We start from the raw sequence: 16,959 nt of genomic DNA on the forward strand, positions 1-16,959 counted from the left end.
ACCATCCACGAGTTATTTTGTTATCTTATAAGAAACAAATATTCACATTAGGAATAAACGAGGAGGGGAAGGCTAATGATGCCAGCTTTTTTTATCGCCCATGGCGCACCGCTTTTAGCTATTGAAACGAATGAATATACACAGTTTTTACAGAGACTGGGCCAAACGTTGCCGCGCCCGAAAGCGATTATTTTATTTTCAGCGCATTGGGAGTCAACTGTACAAAAAATAAGCGATGTAAAGCAATATCGGACAATATATGATTTCGGCGGTTTTCCGGAGGCTTTGTACCAAATTGAGTATCCAGCCCAAGGGGATCATCAAACGGTAAAAGAAATTCAGGAAGCATTTGAGGAGCAGCATGTCTCTTATGAAATAGAAAAAAACAGAGGATTAGACCATGGAGCCTGGGTCGTGCTGCGCCTGCTTTATCCAGATGCCGATATTCCGGTCATTGCGATGTCGGTGAATCCGCATCTGGCACCAGAAGAGCAGTATAAGATCGGCCAGTCTTTATCCAAGCTCAGAGAAAAAGGCCTATTGATTATCGGAAGCGGGGGAACGGTGCACAATTTAGGTGCTGTGAAAATGGCCGGGAATGATGGGAATATCGATGAATGGGCCCTGCGTTTTGATGAGTGGCTCGCCCGCTGCTTGACGAATTGGGATGTAGAATCACTTTTTCATTACAGCAGGCTGGCGCCGGCCGCAGATCTAGCGGTGCCGCCGTACGGAAAAGAGCATTTTATTCCGATCTTTTACGCGATGGGGGCGGCAGATAATGAACCGAAAGCCCAACTTATGCATCGCAGTTATCGATATGGAAATTTAAGTCACAGCGTATGGCAATTTGGATAAGAAATTTGATTAGGAGGAAGAAAAAATGAATAGAAAATATGAATGGAGCGCACTTATATTGCGTGTAGTATTAGGGGTTTCTTTTTTTGTGCATGGACTGGCAAAATTCCAAGGAGGTCTGGAGAATAGTGCCGGATGGTTTGACAGCATTGGATTGCCTGGATTTTTAGCTTACGGAGTCGCCTTTTTAGAGGCGGCTGGAGGCATCGCTTTAGTGATCGGTTTAGGCACTAAAGTCCTTTCGGCTCTTTTCGCTTTGCTGATGATAGGGGCCATGGTGAAGGTAAAATTGGCGGCCGGCTTTTTAGGAGATGGCCAGTCGGCCGGATATGAGTTAGATCTCGCGTTTCTGGCTATGGCCGTGTCTCTTGTTTTAACAGGAAGCAAGCTGTATTCAGTGGATAGCCTTCTTTTTGGAAGAAGCGGCTCTAACTAAGTTTCATAGCAAAGGTGAAAAGGGAGTGCAGATGCACTTCCTTTTTTTGTGCGTTAACAACTAATCAGCCGAATCATTGAGGAGAAAATTCCTTAAAAACTGCACAAATTTTTGTTATTTATTCAGTATGATAGAGATAGTAACTGGAAAAGCGGTGGTGTCAATGAACAAAATTACTTTGAAGTTGGGTCTCTGGTTCTTTTTTGTCATGTTGATGATTCAAGTCTGCCTGTTTTTTGTTTTGCATACCGGTCTCGTGGAAAGCAGGGTGGAAGAAGAGCTGGATGCTTTGCTTGCGAGGGGGAATAGTCATAGGGAAGTACTGGAGGATTCGTTTCACGCTGAAACGCTGCATCATATTGCTTTAATGGAATTGAAAGCTGATACCGAAGTGATTATTACAGATGACGCTCAAAAAATTCTGATCAGCTCTTCCAAAGTGGACGCAGGAGAGAAAAAGATTGTCTCGAAAAAGCTGAAGGATATTCCTCGCGGCGGCATGATTCTCGAAAGCCGCTGGAAAAACGAAAAATATATTTCTACCGTCAGCCCTTATACAGCCGGCGAAAATCAGAGCGGCTATGTGTATATGTTTAAAAGCACAGATCAAATCCAGCAGCTGATTTCGAAATTAAACCAGCACCTTCTATTTGCTGCTGCTGTCATGTTCATCTTATTAATTATAACGAATCTGTTTCTTTCAAAGGCTTTAACAACTCCCCTTATTCAAATGAAGCAAGCGACAGAAAAGCTGAGCAAAGGTGATTTTTCGGTTCAGCTGCCGGACAGGGGGGACGATGAATTGGGAGAGCTGTCACGATCTATCACGATTCTTGCTCAAGACTTAAAGCGTTTAAAAGAGCAAAGAAATGAGTTTTTATCCAGCATTTCTCATGAATTGCGCACGCCTTTGACTTATATAAAGGGCTACGCAGACGTCGCGCGAAGAAAGAGCATAGAGGAAGCAGATCGGGAGCATTATCTTCAAATTATTTATGAAGAATCAGAGCGGCTATCTGCTATGATGAAGGATTTGTTCGACCTGGCTAAACTAGACCGCCATGCCTTTATTATCCAACGGACGAACATACACCTTTCTTCTTATTTAGCAACAGTGTATGAAAAAATGATGCCGGCTTTTCAAGAAAAAGAAATAAGGCTTGATATGAACTGTGACGAAACACTGTATGTCATGGTTGATCCTGTGAGGTTCGAACAAATTCTCTTTAATTTATTGGATAATGCGATTAAATACTCGGATCCGCATACGAAAACAAGTGTTATTGCCCAGCAGGAAAAGGGGGAAGTGTTCATCGCCATCCGAGATGAAGGGGCCGGTATCCCGCAGGAAGATCTTCCTTTTGTTTTTGATCGTTTTTACCGGGTGGACAAATCCCGCTCAAGACATTTAGGGGGGACGGGCCTAGGACTGTCGATTGTGAAAGAACTAGTGGAGGCGCATGGGGGCAGGATAGAGGTGAAAAGTGAAAGGAATAAAGGAACTGCATTTGTGATTTGGCTGAAGGAGGAAAAAGAGTGAAGACTATACTGCTTGTAGATGATGAAGTGCGGATGCTTGATTTGTTAAAGATCTATTTATCACCAAGCTATCATTGCGTCAAAGCAAGCTCAGGCAGAGAAGCGATTGCTCATATGAAACACAATGGAGCAGATTTAATTTTATTAGATATTATGATGCCTGAACTAGACGGATGGGAAACATGCCGGCGGATTAGAGAGTTTTCCGATGTGCCGATCATTATGCTGACGGCTAGAAATGAAAAAACAGATGTAGTAAAAGGATTGAAAACAGGGGCGGATGATTATATCACAAAACCATTTGATGAGGCAGAATTGCTTGCAAGAATTCAAACGATTCTCAGAAGGGTCAAAAGTGCACAGCAAGAGCAAATGGAATGCGACGGGCTGTTATGGGATGGAGAGGCTCATGAGCTTATCTACCAGGGGGAAACCATTCAGGTCACCCCAAAAGAATTTTCTTTGCTCGGGCTATTGCTCCGCAACCAGAATAAAGTATTTTCCCGGCCGAATTTGCTTGAAAGCATTTGGGGGGATGAAGCTTTGACCGAAGACCGAACCATTGATTCCCATGTCAGAAATATTCGCGAGAAGCTGCGGCAAGCAGGCTTTCCGATTGATCAATATCTTTCTACTGTTTGGGGAGTAGGCTACAAATGGATCAGCAAAAGTGAATAGCAGCCCGCGGACAGAAGTTTAGATTTTCCCGGTCCGCCTCCATATTTTCTGCAAAATTCCTTGCTATGATAGGGAATGAAGATAAAAGGAGGAGAGTTATATGCTGAAAAAAACATTGATTCTTTTAGTCGCTGCCCTTTTGTTCATATTAGGCGCTTGTTCAAACGACAAGGAGGAAAGCAAAAAGAGTCCGGAACCCAAAGAGCCAGCAGAACATATGGAGGAAATGGATCATGGGGAGATGGATCATTCCAGCTCAGGAGAAGTGCCGGAAGGATTAAAGGAACAAGATAGCCCAACGTATCCGGTTGGAAGTCAAGCCATTCTTGAAACGGAGCATATGCCTGGGATGAAAGGAGCAAAAGCAACCATCTCAGGAGCATATGATACGGTTGCTTATGTCGTCTCGTATACGCCAACAACTGGCGGAAAAAAGGTGGAAGACCATAAATGGGTGATCCAGGAGGAAATAAAAGAAGCCGGCAGCAATGTCCTGGAGCCTGGAACCAAAGTGACACTTGAAGCAGATCATATGCCTGGAATGAAAGGAGCCGAGGCGGAGATTGAATCGTCCGAAAAAACAACGGTTTACATGGTGGATTATGTATCAACAACAAATGGAGAAAAAGTAAAGAATCATAAATGGGTAACTGAAAGTGAACTGTCAGCCGTGAAATGATTTTTATAAAAGAAAGAGAAAGAACTTATCTAGATGGTAGATAAGTTCTTTTTTGAGGAAATAAATTCGAAATATATTGAATTTTAAATTCTGATATTTTAGAATCATAAACAAAGGGGGCAATTATATGAAAAATCTCTATTCTTCAGAGCCGACAGAAAATGTTTCACTGCAGGTCGAGTTTTCGCCTGTTTGGGAGGTTATTCTCGGCATTGCAGGCTATACGCATACCCGGCTTCGGCACACATTCGAATTAGATGAAACCTGGAAAGTACAACAGAAGTCTATGCCGTCAGCATTAACCAAGAATTTAAAAGCAATAGAACAAACTAATTTTTGGTACGGATTGATTATGCTCCAAAATCAGTTTTCTGCTTTATCTATTTCAGATTTTTTAGTATGTCTTTCAGAAATATCGACGACTCAGTTTTATGAGGTGCTCCTGCCTTACAGCAGCCGTCATGATGAGCCTCTGCGAAAAGCCGCGGCTGCACAATATGAAAACATGGGGTTATTTGAAGAGTATGCAGCGTGTTTCGAAGGGCACGATTACTTGGCGGCATATACTCGTCATCTCTCACAGTATTCCTTTCAGGAAATTGGCGAATTGTTTCGACAGGTATTGACGGGATGGCACGAATGGATGAGCCGGCAGGAAGAGTGGGACAAGTGGATGCAGGCATTGGCTTTTGAACAAAAACAATCTTGTTTATTGGACAAAGAAAAGCCCATTGAGGAAATGAAACGGATAACAGATGGCGTGAATTATATTCCTGAACCTTCCATCTGGACGATTAAATTCATTCCGCACGTTTCTTATCGTCCATGGATTTTGGAACAGCGCACGCCGGATACTAAACTTTTCTTTTACCCGTTAAAGGAGGAATCCTTGCTGGAGCCGGGTGTTCCGCCAAACGCATTGGTTCGCGGGCATAAGGCGCTTGGAGATGAACTTCGCTTGAAATTGCTTTACGAGTTATTCAAAGGGCCGTTGTCGCTTCAGGAAATGAGCAGGCAGTTTCACATATCGAAAACTACGCTTCATCATCAGCTTTCGATTTTGAAATCTGCAAAGTTTATTCGTGTGGAAAAGGGCATTTATTCAGCTAATTTATCGCAAGTAAGGGATTTTTCCGGACAGCTTGCGGATTATCTTGGAATGGATCGATGAAAAGGCAATCAGCTTCTTTTAAAGCCTTGTGGTTTGGGGAAATCATCTCGGAATTTGGCGGAGCGGCAGGAGGCATCATCAACGGTCTGTTGTTGTTTGAATTGACGGGTTCCAAAGAATGGATGGGTGTGCTTTGGCTTGTTTATTTTCTTCCTTCTTTAATGTTTCAAAGCATCAGTGCCCCTTTTCTGAATTATGTAAGGAAATCAAAGCTGCTTCGAACAATCCAATTGATTCGGGCTGGCGCTTATCTTCTTCCGTTAACCGCTTCCTTCATCGGCACAGAAACAGGAGTTGTTTTAGCATTAATCGTGTTGCAAGGCTTGTTAGGGATCATGCAGCCGATTTATGCCAGCTTGTCTTTTTCGCTTCTTCCTGACATTTGTCAGGAAAAGGAGCTAACAGAAGCAAACGCCTTGTTAGATGGAGCGATTCGCCTGATGAGCTTTCTTGCCCCAGGAGCTACTGCCTTGCTTTTGCTTGTCAGTCCTGCTCATTTTATATATGGATTGTCTGCGGCGATGTACCTTATTAGTTTTTTTGCCCTTTCACGTATGTCAGAGACACATGAACAGGAAGCCGTTATTTGGACAAGAGAGTTTTGGTGGTCAGAAATGAAGGAGGGGTACCGGTCGTTTTTTCAATACCCGCGCCTTTTGCGTCTTTCTGTTCTTTCCTCTGCGGTGCAGTTTGCAGTCGGTGCTGCCATGGTCTTGGCTGTTCCTTTTATTCGGGAGGAATTGAATGGCCAGCCTTGGGAATATGCCATCTTTTCTGGAGCATTTCCAGTCGGTTATGCCATTGGTTCGCTCCTGCTCACAAAACTGAAAAAGACCGATTGGATGATGTACCTCGGCTTAACCGGGGGAGGACTTTCATTTGTGCTTCTGGCTTTTGCCCCTTCAACTTTTGCTGCCTCGATATGTGAACTGCTTGGAGGAGTATTGTTTCCTTTCTTTAACGCTCAAAGTGCGGCCATTTTTCAGCAGGAGGCGCCTAGAGACCGCTTGGCTCAATTAAGTGCTGTGCGGCTGCTTTTTTTGCGGGCGGCTATGCCCTTGGGAATACTGTTTGCCTCCTCCTCATTTTTCGGTTTGCCTATACGCCAAGTGTATGTAGCCGTTGGCCTAGTCATCGTCTTGCCGGGATTGTTTTATGTCGTTCTTTCACTTTTACATACTCGCAAAAGCTTACCCAAAAATTCAGGCAGGGAAATAAATTAGCTGGCTTTTTTTGTGATAATGGCGGGCACCCTGCATTCTGGCTCGGAATCTTTTTGAAAAATCTGCTTGAATCATATCAAGAAAATATTTACAATAAAACAAGAGGGGAATATATGTTCTTTTCAGGAGGGAGGCCGTTGTTCATGACAACTGTTCGAAAAGAGATCATCACATTAGAGCTCTACAAACCGGAATATAGTGAAAAGTTGGAATATTACCATTTATCAAAAGAGCAGAAAAAGTATACGGCGTTGCCATCGGAGGCGTTATTAGCATGCGAACGAGACAAAGAGCGTTATCCTGTTGTCATTCTTTACAATCAAACGCCCGCTGGCTTCTTTGTCCTTCATGAAGGGAAAGGTGTAGAGCCGTACAGTGAGAATACACATGCCGTTCTTTTAAGAGCCTACTCGATTCATGAACATTTACAAGGCAGAGGGATAGCCAAAACATCCATCAAACTGCTTCCTTTATTTGTAAAAGAAAATTTTCCAGATAAAAATGAAATTATCTTGGCCGTGAACCATTTAAACAAAGCAGCGCAGCACGTCTACCAAACGGGGGGATTTAAGGATCACGGAGTCCGTTCTATGGGAATGAACGGGGAGCAATTTATTTTTCAAATGAAGTTATAAAATGATAGAAGGGCTTGCTTTTTCAATCTTTATGACAGGTGAGTACGATGGATCATGAATAAATATTTTTATTTTTTATGGTGCAGTATTTCTTTTGGCAAGCTTGCTTTTTCTCTTTACACGATGACGCTCACGGTGAGCCTGTTTTTGTTGACGGACTCGGCCATTCTGGCTGCGTTTATTATGCTGGCTCATGCTGCCGGCAAGCTTGCCAGCACCTTTGTTTTTCCATTGGCCGCCGAGAAGTTTCCGCTGGAGAAGCTGTTGGCCTCATCCTTACTCCTTCAGTCTATCTTGTCCATAATCGTTTTTGGGATTATCCAGACAATGGGAACAGAGCCATTCCCGGCTTTATTGGAGATCTATTTATTCATTAGCATTACCGGCTTTGCTGATGGCTTTGCTGCTCCTTGCCGGCTTGCACTGATTCCTGAAATGGTCGCGGATGGGCAAATAGGAAAGGCGAATAGCCTGATTACTGCTGCAGATCAGTCATTTGCGCTGCTTGGCTGGTCTTTGGGCGCGGCAGCTGTTAGCTATTATGGAAGTGCACCGGTGTTAACAGCCAGCATCGTTCTTTTTTGCTTATCATTCGTTTGTTCCTTGCAGTTCAAAACCAAGAGAATGACAAAAACACAGAAGCGGCCGAAAACCGAAGTCATAAAAGAAGGATGGTCGTTTCTGTTTACTGCTGCCAAACAGATGAGAACCATTACGATGATGGATCTGCTAGAAGGAGTTGCTTCAGGCATTTGGATTGGCGCCATTTCATTAGCTTTTGTGAGTGAGGTGTTAGATGAGGGAGAGGAATGGTGGGGCTATATTAATACGGCCTACTATGCCGGCAGCATAGCTGGGGGCGTTTGGATGGCAGCCTATGCCGGAAAAATGGAAAAACACTTAATTCGAGGCATCCTGATTGGTTCTTTTGCGATCAGTCTTCTGGTGCTGATCTATGCAATGAATGCAACCCCTTGGTTAGCTCTTGCTTTAGTGGTTTTCATGGGACCTTTTTATCAGTTAAGGGATATATGCCAGCAAACATATATACAAAAAGTAGTCCCGCGGGACAGGTTATCTAAACTGTACGCTGCCAAAGATAACCTGTACTACTTGACCTTTGCTATTTCCGTATGTCTGACGGGCTTGATTGCAGACACACTCGGAGTCGTTTATGTCTATTATTTCGCCTTTTTTCTTTATTTTATTTCTTTCACTTTTGCTGTGCGTGCGTTTAAAAAGGAAAGAGTGCTTACTGCAAAGAAGGGTGTCAAGTGTTGAAACGGGCAGTTGATGCCCTCGGGAAAACACTTAATATTTAAAGGAGAGAACCAATGGATACATCGGGAACGAAAGAGCTTCCAATAACAGGGCTTCATGAGCGGGATATCCCGGGGCTGATTGCACTGTCAAAGTCGGTCGGCTGGGATTATCATACAGAAGAACTCAAAACTATTTTGTCATCGGGTGTAGTAATGGGGCACAAGAATGAAAAGGGAGAAGTGGTCTCCAGTGCAGCAATTATCCCTTATGATACAGCATCAGCTTCGCTCGGCATGGTGATTGTGAATGATCAATACAGAGGGCAGGGGCTTGGAAAAAAGGCTGTTCAGTCATGTATCGATCAAGTGCCGGCGGATACGGCGATTATGCTCATTGCTACACCGGAGGGACAGCCTTTATATGAGAAACTAGGGTTTAAAGAAGTGGGGCATGTCCACAAAATGATTGGCCGTTATTCTAGGTGTTTTAATCCATCTTTTCGGGACTCTTATCAGTTGGACAGCTTGACAGGGAACGAGATCGATCGCATTGCGGCGATTGATCAATCTGCTTTTGGGGAGGCAAGAAAGAGGTTTCTTGTGAACAGAATAGAGCAATCTCACGAAGCTGCAGTCTTAAAAGATTCCGCAGGCCAAATCGTCGGCTACGGCCTTTCTGTACTAGGTCCCGTTTATTTAACATTGGGTCCTATTGTCGCTCCTGATGACAGATCTGCGCTTGATCTAGTTGATCAGTTAGCGCGCAGCCATAAAGGAGAGCTGAGAATGGACATCCCGGCAGATAATCAGACATTTATTGAATTATTAAAGGGGGCAGGATTTGAAGAGGTCAGCAAACCGCCGGTGATGATCCTTCATGCGAATTCCTTGCCGGAGAGAAATGCGCATCTCTATGGGATTGCGGCGCAAATTTTCGGATAGGAGATTTAACAGACCATTTTTTTAACAGATCAATTGAAAATTTTTCGAACCCGATGTTTTCGTCATAGGCTTCTAAGCTTTCTGTACAAAGTAATGGCGGAATGGTTTTATATCGTTTAACAAAAACGATATAAATATGTACACGATTGTGTGAGAAAATATCATTCAACCGAAAAGAACCTGTGCTGTTGTACAGGTTCTTTTCGGCGTTAAGGGGAAAGAAATTTATTTTCTCGGGTCCACATAGTCCGGATAATCGGTAATAATAGCATCAACGTCCATATCTAATAGAAAATCAGCCGCTTCTTGGCTGCGCACAGTCCATGAAGAAATTTTCATTCCCAAGCTATGGACTTGCCCTACCATCTCCTTTGTGACAATTCCGTAGCTTGGATTAAAGTAATCCGCATAGGCGGAAAACGCTTTTAAAGACTGTTCAGTTGCCTGGGCTTTAGAGGAGGTCAGCACACCAATAGGAACCTTTGGAAGAAGAGCATCCGTTTTTTTCATAGATTCAAAATTAAAGGATTGAATAATGATTTTTTCATTTTGCGGACGATCAAGATGGCGTTCTTTTAATTCTTTTGCCACATTTTCCTCTATGCCAGGATATAACTCTGGTGCTTTTAATTCAATTAAAATGCCTATTTTCCCATGATAACGGTCTAACACTTCATCAAAAGAAGGGATTTTTTCTCCTTTAAATTGTTCGCCTTTGAAGCTGCCGGCATCTAAGGCGCGCAGTTGTTCAAACGTCAAATCCTTTACTTTGCCAGTGCCGTCTGTTGTTCTGTCCACTGTTGTGTCATGGATGACAACTAATTCATTGTCTTTGCTTTGCTGGACATCAATTTCAATATAATCCGCTTTCATGTCTACCGCCTTATCAAAAGCGGCAAGGGTATTCTCCGGCGCATAACCGGAGGCGCCGCGATGGGCAACATTGTCCACCTGCTTGCGTTCTCCGTTTGTACCAGCGGCAAAAGCCTGCTGAAACGGACTGAGCATTAAAGTGAAAGCCAATCCTGCTCCTAACCATACATTCTTTTTCATGTCTTCATCTCCTATGTACAGATATTTGATACGAGATTAATGGTAGCGGAGGAATGTTTAGCCAAAATTAAGAAGATGTAAAAAGCATTCAACTTTTGGCGAAATTTGCTGAAACAATCTTTACATTGAAAGAAGACTTATGTGCAAAATTCAAATAAATAAAAAGCAAAACAGCCTCTAAGAACCATTAAAAGACGCTCAAACTATTTTTATTTTTTTGTTGTTTATACTTCATAAAAAAAGAGAACTATCATAAGAGAAGCTTAAATCGGTGTTTAATACCATTCGAAGAGAATAAAAACAAGCCATTGTTTTCAAAATAATACGGAGGTGAGCCATTTGAATAGAGGAATTAGCATTGCATTAACAAGTATAGGAATTGCTCAAGCATTAAAAATACCACTTCATTACATGAAGAAAAAAGAGTGGAAGCCGGAACAATTTTTGGCGACAGGAGGGATGCCTAGCTCTCATTCTGCCGGTGTCTCTTCACTGGCTACTTATATTGCCTTGAAAAAAGGAGTATCGACTATTGATTTTGCCTTATCCGTTGTTTTCGGACTGATTGTCATGTATGATGCACAAGGAATTCGCCGGCAAACAGGAGAGCTTACTTTAAAGGTAAACGATTTGGATGAATTAGTGGATAAAATTAAAGAAGATGATCCTGTAAAATATGAGGAAAAGGTGCCTGATCCGTTAAAAGAGGTGCTGGGCCATAAGCCGGGTGAGGTAATCGGAGGCGCATTGCTGGGAGCAGCAATCGGAACAGCCGGCTATCGTTTGTCCAAAAAATAACCTCCTTGTACATAGGGAGGATGCGTGAAAACAAATAGAAAAGGAGCCGCTTGCAGCAGCTCCTTTTCTTAATAGGGGAAACAAATGATCATTTTCTTGAACTTGAAACAGTTTCGCAATCACTTTGGCAGCTATCCTTCAAGGAACAAGCGGCGCATTTTCCTTCTTTGCTTTTCTTAATATAGCGAAAGAGAGTCCAGCCTGCATAACCAAAAATCAGAGCGCCGATCACAATATTGACTAACATAGGTGCATTCCTCCCAGGTGGTTAAAAGCCTAGCAGCTTGCCTCCTTGATAAATAATAAAAGACAAGCTGTATGCTAAGATTAATGCGTAAACGATCGAGAAATAAGTCCATTTAGCTGAACCGGTTTCTTTGCGGATCGTTCCGACTGTCGCAAGGCAAGGCACATACAAAAGAACAAAAACCATAAAAGTGAACGCAGACAGCGGCGTAAATTCTGTTGCCATCAGTCCCTGCAAAGAATCAACATCAGGAACGTGGTAAATGATATTCATGCTCGAGACGACGACTTCTTTTGCCAAAAATCCGGTAATGAGCGCTGCCCCAGCTTGCCAAGTGCCAAAGCCGAGCGGCGCAAGAAGCGGTGCAACCCATCCGCCAATGGCGGCAAGGAAACTGTTGTCCATATCTACATTCAAGCCCTGAGGACCCGCATACGTCAGCAGCCAGATAATGACGGAGCCGCCAAAGATAAACGTACCGGCTTTTTTAATAAATCCTTTGCCCTTATCCCATGTGCTGCGAAACAGCGCTTTTGATTGAGGCAGGCGATAAGGAGGAAGCTCGATAACAAACACAGACTGTTCCTCTTTTAAAATCGTCATGGAAAACAACTTAGCCAATAAAAGAGCCATCGCAATGCCTAATAAGTACAATGAAAAAACAACAATTGTCTGGTATTCCACAAAAAACGCGCCTACAAATAAAGCATAGACCGGCAGCCGAGCCGAACAAGACATTAAAGGCGTCAAAAGAATGGTCAATAATCGTTCTTTGGGCTGCTCAATCGTTCTGGCGGCCATAATTCCTGGCACATTGCAGCCAAAGCCGATAATCATCGGGATAAATACTTTCCCATTTAACCCGACCGATTCCATAATCTTATCCATCACTAAGGCCACCCGAGCCATATAGCCCGAATCCTCAAGAAGAGAGATGAAGAAAAATAAAATAAAAATTTGCGGCATAAATACCAGTACGCCGCCGACACCGGCAACAATTCCGTCAAGCACGAGTGACTGAATGAAAGAAGATGCCCCGGCTTTTCCTAGAACAAAAGCGAGCCAATCGGTGAGCGGGCCTGAGAAAAAAGCATCTAACAGATCGGAAAGCGGGGTGCCAAGCCAATCAAATGTTAGCTTAAATAACAAAAGCATACATAACAAAAAGATCGGCAGACCGAACACTTTATTTGTGACAATCGCATCAATCCGATCTGTTAAAGTGGCTGCCCCGGCTGTCTGCTGATCAACAGCTTGTTCAACAATCGCTTGAATGTATGTCCGTCTGACTCTGTATATCCGTTGAGATAAAGTATCTGCATTTTCTTCTTTCTGAACATTTGTCTTTGTCTCTTCATATATTTTTGTCAGCGCATCGTCGCCCATAAAGGAGGATAAATGCTCCCATACGTTTTTGTTTCCTTCAAAAAACTGCAAAGCCAGCCAGCGGGGAGGCAAATGTTCCGTCAGCTCTTGCGGCATGGCAGCAATTAATTGAGCAATTCCTTTTTCTAAAGCCACCCCATAATCCAAAACAAGCGGCGCTTGTTTTTTACTTTGCAAGCTGAAGAGCTGCTCATTTAACAGGTTGCACCCCTGGCCTGTTCTCGCCACAATCGGCACAACCGGCACCTGAAGCGCCGCTGAAAGCTTTTGCTCATTTATATAAATGCCGCGGCTTTTTGCCACATCCGTCATGTTTAATCCAAGAATAATCGGCTTTCCGAATTCAAGCAGCTGCAAAGTTAAAACTAAATTTCTTTCCAATTGGGAGGCGTCTACAATATTGACAATTCCATCAAACGAATCATGGAGAAAAAAGTTGGACACGACGCCTTCATCTTTCGATAACGGATTCAAGGTATAAATGCCTGGAAGATCAATAAGCTGTCCTGTTTTATTTTTCAGTGCTCCTACTTTCTTTTCAACGGTAACACCGCTCCAGTTCCCAACATATTCGTAGGACCCGGTTAAATTATTAAATAAAGAAGTTTTTCCGGTATTCGGATTACCAAGCAGAGCAATGTGCATCATACTCGTTTAATCTCTATCCGGGCAGCTTCTTGATGGCGGATTCCCAGGCATTGTCCGCAATAATCAAGCATGAAAGGGCCTTTAAACGGCATTCGTTGTTTTAACTGCACTTCGATTCCTTCCATAATACCGAAATCCAGCAATCTCCTTTTAACCATTTGATCTATGTTGGATAAATCTACAATCTTTGCTTTTTCTCCCCGACCTAATTCTGAAAGAACCACGTTAATTCCCTCCAGCCATCTATAAACAGATACTATGATCTGTGCGTTGGATAATGATTATTTTTCTCAATTATATCATTTTCCTTTCCTATGCAAAAACGAATTTATATATAAATAATGACTATTGTTTAAAATATGCCGGCCGGCTCGATCTAATCGGACAGAGGGATCTGACTTGTTAATACACCTCATAATTTTGTCCGGTTTGTGCGCCTTCGATGCTTTTCTGATAGGCAAGCGCTACACGCTGAACAGGCACAGCTTCAAAACCTGGGAAAAAGGCGCCGTATTTATCAAGTGATTCTTGAATAACATTTGGACTGACACTATTGATGCGGATTCCTCGCGGCAGTTCAATAGCGGCAGCTTTTACAAACGCTTTTACTCCGCCATTCGCCATTGCCGCAGAAGCACCTTGAAGAATCGGGTCGTCCATCATAATGCCAGTGGTTAAAGTGAAGCTGCCTCCGTCATTGACATAATCCATTCCTGCTAGCACTAAATGAATTTGCCCCTTGAGCTTGCTTTCAATGCCAATTCCATTTAACTCAGGCGTCAGCTCTGACAGGGGACCAAAATGCGCCTTTCCCGTTGCACTAACAACGGCATCTACCTTTCCGACTTTTTCATACATCGCTTGAATACTGTCAACAGAAGTAATATCAACAAAAACATCGCCGCTGCTGCGCCCGGCACAAATAACTTCATGGTGCTTCTCTAGTTTTCCCACTACAGCCCGGCCAATGGTGCCGCTCGCTCCAACAATAAGAATTCTCATCTTTTACGCTCCTTAACTAAATATAAAATAAGGTATATAGGACAGTATAAATCTTCTTTGGGAAACTTTGAAAGCAGTTTGCATGGACTTTTCCAGCTATGACAAGGAGCATTAAGATGCGCTATAATTAATTTGCTAATTATACACAAAAAAGGGAGTTTATGAGATAATATTGATCCCGTAAAACGGAAGGGTTGAGAAAATTGAACATTTCCCTGTCAGGAGAGAAGACAAAGATCGAGATTGAAGTGCTGGAGAGGAGTTATCCAGACAGCACAAATGACTGGGATAAAAATTGGATAACGTCTGTTGTACATATAACGATCCCGGGATATGTTGCACAATTTACTTGTGAGCTAAGGACAGATGAGTTGGCAGATTTCGCTGACGAATTAACAGCTATGCATGAAAATCTGGAAGGAACCGCCGCTTTTAAGCATATAGAAGGAGCGATTTGCATGAAAGGTACGATAGATAATTTGGGGAGAATTTTATGGGAGGCAGAGACATGCTATCCACCTGGAGATGGGGCCGTTCTCCAATTTGAATTCAACTCGGATCAATCTTATTTAACCAGCTCAATTAGGCAGCTGCATACTATTCTTTCGTCCTTTCCAGTCATAGAGGAGCTATAGCTGAGTGATTTCTCTAAAAAACTGTAAATAACAAGAGAAGGGAAGAAAATCAAATGAACAAAAGCATCTGGCAGACAGACAATGAGGGCCAACAGGAGCCGCTGACGGATGAGGCGGTGGCAAAAGCGGAGGAGATCCTTCAAGTCAAGCTTCCTGAAAGCTATATCGATATTTTAAGAGAACAAAATGGCGGGTACCTGCTGTATGACGCCTATCCAACAAGTGTGCCAACATCCTGGGCGGACGATCATATTCATGTAGATCATCTAAAAGGCATTGGAGAAGGCGGTATCTTGGAAACTGGATATTTAATAGAGGAATGGGGGCTTCCCAAACATATTGTCCTCATTTCAGGAGACGGCCATACGTGGATTGCGCTGGATTACAGAAAAACCAGCGAAAATCCGCCTGTTATTCTCATTGAGGATGACGGCGAGACAATCATCGAGTTAGCGCCTGATTTCCTTGTATTTCTTGAAGGGCTGTGCCAGTGGGAAGAAGAATAATGTTGGTTTTCATATAAGAAGCCAGCCGAGACGCTTATAAGCGTCTCGGCTGGCTAGTCGTTAAAGTAAACGCGCTTGTCTGGCTGCTTCAATACTGTTTCTCGCAAATTCAAATGGATCTCCAACATTTTCCCAGTGCATGTACATTAAGCGCGGTTGATCAAAGAGCCAATGATTGTGAACAGCTGTGACCTTGATGCCTCTTTCCCGTAAAGCTGTTAAAAACGGATTGATTTCTTCTTGAAGGATCACTGTTTCTCCGAGATTAAGCGTTTCGCCATTTCTGCTATTTTCAAAGGATAGGGCAAAAGGAAGGGCTAAAGGGGAGCGGGTGCGGCGGCCGAGAATCGTAGCTTCAATGTTTCGAAGACGCTGAACAACACAAGCGGGAGAGGTGGCAATCACTGTTCCTCCGATAATCGCTGCAAGTCTTTCACAAGCTGACATGTTACGTGACATCCTAAATATTCCTCCTTTCTTCTCTTATGCTATACTATATGCAGCAGTCAACAAGCTTGTCTGGACAAGTACACAAAAAACGAAGCTTTTTTTGTATTTTCATAGACACAAAACAGCCCTTCATACAGCAGGGCTGTTTTGTGCATTAAATCAAGCCGGTAAATAGATAAATAGCCGTTGCCCAAATAAACAGAGCCGAGCTTTTTTGAAAAACAGTCATTATACTTCCTGTCCCATCCAGCTTTGTCATCACTGCTCCAGCAAAAGTTAAACCAAAAAACCAAATCCACGAAACAGCAATACATGCCAGCGTAAAAAAGAGCTGCTCCGTTCCGCTGTATTTTAAAGCGCTCGTCCCGATCACACCGACCGTATCTAAAATGGCGTGGGGGTTCAACAAGGAAACCGTAGAAGCAAAGACCACTTGCTGGCGAATCGGCAAGGCATTGGTTGGTTCATTTGCTGCTGGCTTCGACCGCCAGATCACCCACCCCATGTACAGTAAAAATAAGATGCCGGCTGCCATTAGAGCAAAACGGAGCCATTCAAACTGCAAGACGATCACGGACAATCCGAAAACGGCTAACAAAATGAGCAATGTGTCACATAATGCAGCTGTAATAGTTGCCGGAAAAGCTCGAATAAGCCTGGGCTGTGTTGCTCCTTGTGAAAATATAAATACATTTTGCACACCTAACGGCAGAATAAGACCGAAGGCTAAAATGATGCCATGAATAATAGCTTCCATATCCCCAACTCCCTTTCCATCCTTATCTTACTATGCTACAACTAAAAGAAAACA

General features: G+C 43.2%; 20 protein-coding genes. 13 read left to right on the top strand and 7 right to left on the bottom strand.

What is annotated here, in order from left to right; all coding sequences use genetic code 11:
- The first annotated feature begins 75 nt into the window (after positions 1 to 75).
- From BBA02S_RS01815 to BBA02S_RS01860, 10 genes are all read left to right on the top strand, one after another.
- Positions 76 to 858 carry a dioxygenase family protein gene (locus BBA02S_RS01815; protein WP_041096055.1) on the top strand — a complete coding sequence of 261 codons (783 nt, stop codon included), beginning with the start codon at positions 76 to 78 and terminating at the stop codon, positions 856 to 858.
- Between the two features lie 25 nt (positions 859 to 883).
- Entirely contained in the window at positions 884 to 1,294 is a 411-nt protein-coding gene (locus BBA02S_RS01820) for a DoxX family protein (protein WP_041113616.1), read from the top strand.
- A gap of 163 nt (positions 1,295 to 1,457) precedes the next feature.
- Positions 1,458 to 2,834 (top strand): sensor histidine kinase, encoded by a 1,377-nt coding sequence (locus BBA02S_RS01825; RefSeq protein WP_041113615.1) that lies wholly within the window; start codon positions 1,458 to 1,460, stop codon positions 2,832 to 2,834.
- Positions 2,831 to 3,511, top strand: a complete 681-nt coding sequence (locus BBA02S_RS01830; protein WP_041113614.1) for a response regulator transcription factor — start codon at positions 2,831 to 2,833, stop codon at positions 3,509 to 3,511. The genes BBA02S_RS01825 and BBA02S_RS01830 overlap by 4 nt, the downstream gene beginning before the upstream one ends.
- A 100-nt stretch (positions 3,512 to 3,611) precedes the next feature.
- On the top strand, positions 3,612 to 4,190 hold the full coding sequence (locus BBA02S_RS01835; protein WP_156136571.1) for a YdhK family protein: 579 nt from the start codon (positions 3,612 to 3,614) through the stop codon (positions 4,188 to 4,190).
- A 127-nt stretch (positions 4,191 to 4,317) separates the two neighbouring features.
- Complete coding sequence (locus BBA02S_RS01840; RefSeq protein ID WP_041113613.1) at positions 4,318 to 5,361, top strand: ArsR/SmtB family transcription factor; 1,044 nt, start codon at positions 4,318 to 4,320, stop codon at positions 5,359 to 5,361.
- Positions 5,358 to 6,584 (top strand): MFS transporter, encoded by a 1,227-nt coding sequence (locus BBA02S_RS01845; protein WP_041113612.1) that lies wholly within the window; start codon positions 5,358 to 5,360, stop codon positions 6,582 to 6,584. Before BBA02S_RS01840 ends, BBA02S_RS01845 begins: the two co-directional genes overlap by 4 nt.
- Positions 6,585 to 6,727: 143 nt before the next feature.
- Positions 6,728 to 7,219: a GNAT family N-acetyltransferase gene (locus BBA02S_RS01850; RefSeq protein ID WP_041097985.1), complete on the top strand. Its 492-nt coding sequence runs from the start codon at positions 6,728 to 6,730 to the stop codon at positions 7,217 to 7,219.
- Positions 7,220 to 7,273: 54 nt separating this feature from the next.
- The gene (locus BBA02S_RS01855; RefSeq protein WP_052475063.1) at positions 7,274 to 8,500 is read left to right on the top strand and encodes an MFS transporter; all 1,227 of its coding nucleotides are present in this window, start codon (positions 7,274 to 7,276) and stop codon (positions 8,498 to 8,500) included.
- A gap of 53 nt (positions 8,501 to 8,553) precedes the next feature.
- Entirely contained in the window at positions 8,554 to 9,423 is an 870-nt protein-coding gene (locus BBA02S_RS01860; protein ID WP_052477284.1) for a GNAT family N-acetyltransferase, read from the top strand.
- 225 nt (positions 9,424 to 9,648) lie between these two features.
- Here BBA02S_RS01860 and BBA02S_RS01865 read toward each other — a convergent pair whose 3' ends face one another.
- On the bottom strand, positions 9,649 to 10,476 hold the full coding sequence (locus tag BBA02S_RS01865; RefSeq protein WP_041096049.1) for a glycerophosphodiester phosphodiesterase: 828 nt from the start codon (positions 10,474 to 10,476) through the stop codon (positions 9,649 to 9,651).
- A 339-nt stretch (positions 10,477 to 10,815) separates the two neighbouring features.
- Between BBA02S_RS01865 and BBA02S_RS01870 the strand changes: the two genes are divergently transcribed.
- Complete coding sequence (locus BBA02S_RS01870) at positions 10,816 to 11,274, top strand: divergent PAP2 family protein (protein ID WP_041096048.1); 459 nt, start codon at positions 10,816 to 10,818, stop codon at positions 11,272 to 11,274.
- Positions 11,275 to 11,362: 88 nt separating this feature from the next.
- Here the strand turns inward: BBA02S_RS01870 and BBA02S_RS01875 are convergent, their stop codons facing one another.
- From BBA02S_RS01875 to BBA02S_RS01890, 4 genes are all read right to left on the bottom strand, one after another.
- A complete protein-coding gene (locus BBA02S_RS01875) occupies positions 11,363 to 11,521 on the bottom strand; it encodes a FeoB-associated Cys-rich membrane protein (protein WP_041096047.1) in 159 nt (52 codons plus the stop codon).
- Between the two features lie 21 nt (positions 11,522 to 11,542).
- The gene (gene feoB / locus BBA02S_RS01880; RefSeq protein WP_041113611.1) at positions 11,543 to 13,555 is read right to left on the bottom strand and encodes a ferrous iron transport protein B; all 2,013 of its coding nucleotides are present in this window, start codon (positions 13,553 to 13,555) and stop codon (positions 11,543 to 11,545) included.
- Entirely contained in the window at positions 13,552 to 13,779 is a 228-nt protein-coding gene (locus BBA02S_RS01885; protein ID WP_041096045.1) for a FeoA family protein, read from the bottom strand. The genes feoB and BBA02S_RS01885 overlap by 4 nt, the downstream gene beginning before the upstream one ends.
- 178 nt (positions 13,780 to 13,957) lie before the next feature.
- Positions 13,958 to 14,557 carry a short chain dehydrogenase gene (locus tag BBA02S_RS01890; RefSeq protein ID WP_041096044.1) on the bottom strand — a complete coding sequence of 200 codons (600 nt, stop codon included), beginning with the start codon at positions 14,555 to 14,557 and terminating at the stop codon, positions 13,958 to 13,960.
- A gap of 194 nt (positions 14,558 to 14,751) precedes the next feature.
- On the opposite strand from BBA02S_RS01890, the gene BBA02S_RS01895 reads away from it, so the two are divergent.
- Positions 14,752 to 15,192, top strand: coding sequence for a WapI family immunity protein (locus tag BBA02S_RS01895; protein WP_156141453.1), 441 nt, complete (start codon positions 14,752 to 14,754; stop codon positions 15,190 to 15,192).
- 53 nt (positions 15,193 to 15,245) lie between these two features.
- Positions 15,246 to 15,698 (top strand): SMI1/KNR4 family protein, encoded by a 453-nt coding sequence (locus BBA02S_RS01900; RefSeq protein ID WP_041113609.1) that lies wholly within the window; start codon positions 15,246 to 15,248, stop codon positions 15,696 to 15,698.
- Positions 15,699 to 15,758: 60 nt separating this feature from the next.
- On the opposite strand, the gene BBA02S_RS01905 is transcribed toward BBA02S_RS01900, so the two are convergent.
- Both BBA02S_RS01905 and BBA02S_RS01910 read right to left on the bottom strand, forming a co-directional pair.
- Positions 15,759 to 16,157 (bottom strand): DUF1259 domain-containing protein, encoded by a 399-nt coding sequence (locus BBA02S_RS01905; protein ID WP_082028085.1) that lies wholly within the window; start codon positions 16,155 to 16,157, stop codon positions 15,759 to 15,761.
- Positions 16,158 to 16,302: 145 nt separating this feature from the next.
- Positions 16,303 to 16,905: a LysE/ArgO family amino acid transporter gene (locus tag BBA02S_RS01910; protein ID WP_041113608.1), complete on the bottom strand. Its 603-nt coding sequence runs from the start codon at positions 16,903 to 16,905 to the stop codon at positions 16,303 to 16,305.
- Positions 16,906 to 16,959 lie beyond the last annotated feature (54 nt).

Origin of the sequence: Bacillus badius NBRC 15713 (assembly GCF_001591605.1) — a bacterium.
Classification (GTDB): domain Bacteria; phylum Bacillota; class Bacilli; order Bacillales; family Domibacillaceae; genus Pseudobacillus; species Pseudobacillus badius.